The sequence below is a fragment of the bacterium genome (genome assembly GCA_021372775.1).
Lineage (GTDB): Bacteria > Acidobacteriota > Polarisedimenticolia > J045 > J045 > JAJFTU01.
The window spans coordinates 1-3,173 of record JAJFTU010000192.1; the positions used below are offsets into that span (position 1 = coordinate 1).

General features: G+C 72.0%; 1 protein-coding gene. It reads left to right on the forward strand.

The window, feature by feature from the left end; all coding sequences use genetic code 11:
- Positions 1-3,173: methyl-accepting chemotaxis protein (locus tag LLG88_06485; GenBank protein MCE5246553.1), on the forward strand; the 3,173-nt coding region annotated here is incomplete at both ends.

Sequence of the window (3,173 nt, forward strand, 5' to 3'; positions counted from 1 at the left end):
GCGCACGACGCCGCCGGCGTCGCCGCCCTCTCCGCGCAGGTGGACGACGCGATGCGCGTCGTCGACCAGGAACGCGCGCAGGTCGAGGCCGCGGTCCAGGCGCCCGCGATCAAGCGGGCGATCGCGGAGTTCGCCGACGCCGACCGGGCCTACCGCGACTGGCGCGGGCGGTACGAGCCGAGCGTCGTCGCGGTCGTGTCGGCGGGCGGCCAGCCGCCGATCAGCAAGGAAGGGAACGCCGTCTCGACGCGGATCAGCGCGTCGATGGACGCGCTCGACAAGGCGATCCTCGACGAATCGAAGACGATCGCCGAGCGCAACGCCTCGCTCGTCCACTGGGCGGTCTGGTTCGTCGCGCTCGTCCTGGTCCTCGGCGGCGCCGGCCTCGTCCTCTTCGCGCGGCGCCTGACGCGGAGCATCGTCGAGCCGCTCGCCGGCTGTTCCGGCGTGCTGCGCGAACTGTCGCTCGGCCATCTCGACGCGCGCGTCGATTCGACGCGCGCCGACGAACTCGGCGAGAGGGGGCGCACGATGGACCAGTTCGCCGTCGGCCTGCAGCGGTTGGTCGGCGGGATGACGAAGGTCGCGCAGGGGGACCTCGACGCGCGCGTCGCCGCCCACGACGACCGGGACCAAGTGGCGCCGGCGCTCAACGGCACGGTGGACGCCGTGGCCGCGCTGATCGCGGAGATGGAGCGGCTCTCCAAGGCCGCCGTCGAAGGACGTCTGGCGACGCGCGGCGACGCGGCGCGCTTCGAGGGGGCGTACCGCGAAGTCGTGCAGGGAGTCAACGACACGCTGGACGCGGTGATCGGCCCGCTCAACGTCGCGGCCGACTACCTGGACAAGATCGCGAAGGGGGAGATCCCGGCCCCGATCGCGCAGTCGTACAACGGCGACTTCAACACGATCAAGAGCAACCTCAACACCTGCGTCGCGGCGGTCGGCGCCCTCGTCGCCGACGCCGGGACGCTGGCCGAGGCGGCGCGCGCGGGCCGGTTCGAGACGCGGGCCGACGTCTCGCGGCACAACGGGGACTTCCGCGCGATCGTGGACGGCGTCAACGCCACGCTCGACGTCGTCGTGGACAAGGTCTTCTGGTACGAGGCGATCCTCGACGCCGTGCCGTTCCCCGTCTCCGTGACCGACTCCGGCCTGCGCTGGACGTTCGTCAACAAGGCGGCGGAGGAGAAGCTCGGCCGGCGGCGCGCCGAGCTCGCCGGGCAGCCGTGCCGGAAGTGGGGCTCGACGATCTGCGGCACCGAAGCGTGCGGGATCGAACGCCTGAAGCGCGGAATCCCGCGCGCCGAGTTCACGTTCGGCGACCGCAGCTTCCAGATCGACAGCTCGGAGCTGCGCGACCGGCGCGGCGCCGGGATCGGCTTCGTCGAGGTCGTGCAGGACGTCACGGCGCGGGAGAACGTCGCGGCCTTCGAGCGGTTCGAGACGGAGCGGCTGGTGGCGAACCTCGAGCTGCTGGCGCAGGGCGACCTGCGGATCGACCTCGACGTCGCCGCCGGCGACGAGCTGACGCGCGAGGCCCGCGAGAACTTCTGCCGGGCGGCGGAGAGCCTCGGCAAGGTGCGCGACGCGCTGCAGGCGCTGGTCCGCGAGGCGGACGGCGTGGCCCGCGGGATCATGCACGGCCGCCTCGACGACCGCGCCGACGCGGCGAAGGTCTCGGGCGAGTATCGGCGCGTGCTCGACGAGTTCAACCGCGCGCTCGGCTCGATCGTCGGCAACCTCGAGGCGATCCCGACGCCGATCCAGTTCATGGACCGCGACTTCCGCATCCAGTACATCAACGAAGCCGGCGCGCGGCTGCTGGGAAAGAGCAAGAAGCAGCTTCAGGGGACCGGCCTGACCTGCGCCGACCAGTGGAACACGAGCAAGTGCCGCACGGCGGACTGCCCCTGCGCGGAGGCGATGTGCAGCGACGCCGCCTTCGCCTGCGAGAACGACACCACGATCGGCGGGCGGAAGCTGGACATCGCCTGCGTCTCGGCGCCGCTGCGCGACGCGAAGGGGGAGATCGTCGGCTCGTTCGAGTTCGTCACCGACCAGAGCGACGCCAAGGCGGCGGTGCGGCGGGCGGAGAAGATCGTCGCCTACCAGAACAGCGAGGCCGAGCGGCTGGCGGCGGGCATGGAGACGATGGCCGCCCACGGCGACTTCTCCGTGCGCGTCGACTTCGCCCCGGCGGACGACGACACCGCGCCGTCGAAGGCGGCGCTGGAGCGGATCCGCGGGGCGTACCGCAAGTTCCGCGAGGCGGTCGAGACGATGGGCCGCGACGTGGAGAACCTGGCCAAGGCCGCGGTCGAGGGCCGGTTGGCGACGCGGGCCGACGCGGAGATCCACCGCGGCGAATTCCGCGAGATCGTGGCCGACTTCAACGCGACGCTCGACGCGCTGCTCGCGCCGGTGGACGAGGCGCGCGCCGTCCTCGAGCGGGTCGCGCAGCGGGACCTCACGGCGCGCGTGGCCTGCCAGTACCAAGGGGACCACGCCAAGCTGAAGGACGCGCTCAACACCGCCGTCTCGCACCTCGACGAGGGGCTGCAGTCGGTGGCGGCGGCGGCCTCGCAGGTCACCGCGGCGTCGGGGCAGATCAGCACCTCGAGCCAGGCGCTGGCCCAGGCGGCGTCGGAGCAGGCGAGCTCGCTTGAGGAGATCAGCTCCAGCCTGCAGGAGATGTCCTCGATGACCCGCCAGAACTCGGACAACGCGCAGAAGGCGCGGACGATGTCCGACTCGACGCTGGGCGCGGCGGCGAAGGGGAAGGAGCGGATGGCGCTGCTCTCGGCGACGATCGAGAAGATCAAGCAGTCGTCGGACGAGACGGCGAAGATCGTGAAGACGATCGACGAGATCGCGTTCCAGACGAACCTCCTCGCGCTCAACGCGGCGGTCGAGGCGGCGCGGGCCGGCGACGCCGGCAAGGGCTTCGCGGTCGTCGCCGAGGAGGTGCGGAACCTGGCGATGCGCTCGGCGGAGGCGGCGCGCAGCACGGCCGACCTGATCGAGGGGGCCGTGAAGACCGCCGAGGAAGGCGTGTCGATGAACAAGGACGTGGAGTCGGCGCTGGCCGAGATCCACGGCGAGGCGCGGCGGGTCTCCGAGGTGATGGGGGAGATCGCGGCGGCGAGCGAGCAGCAGACGACGGGGATCGG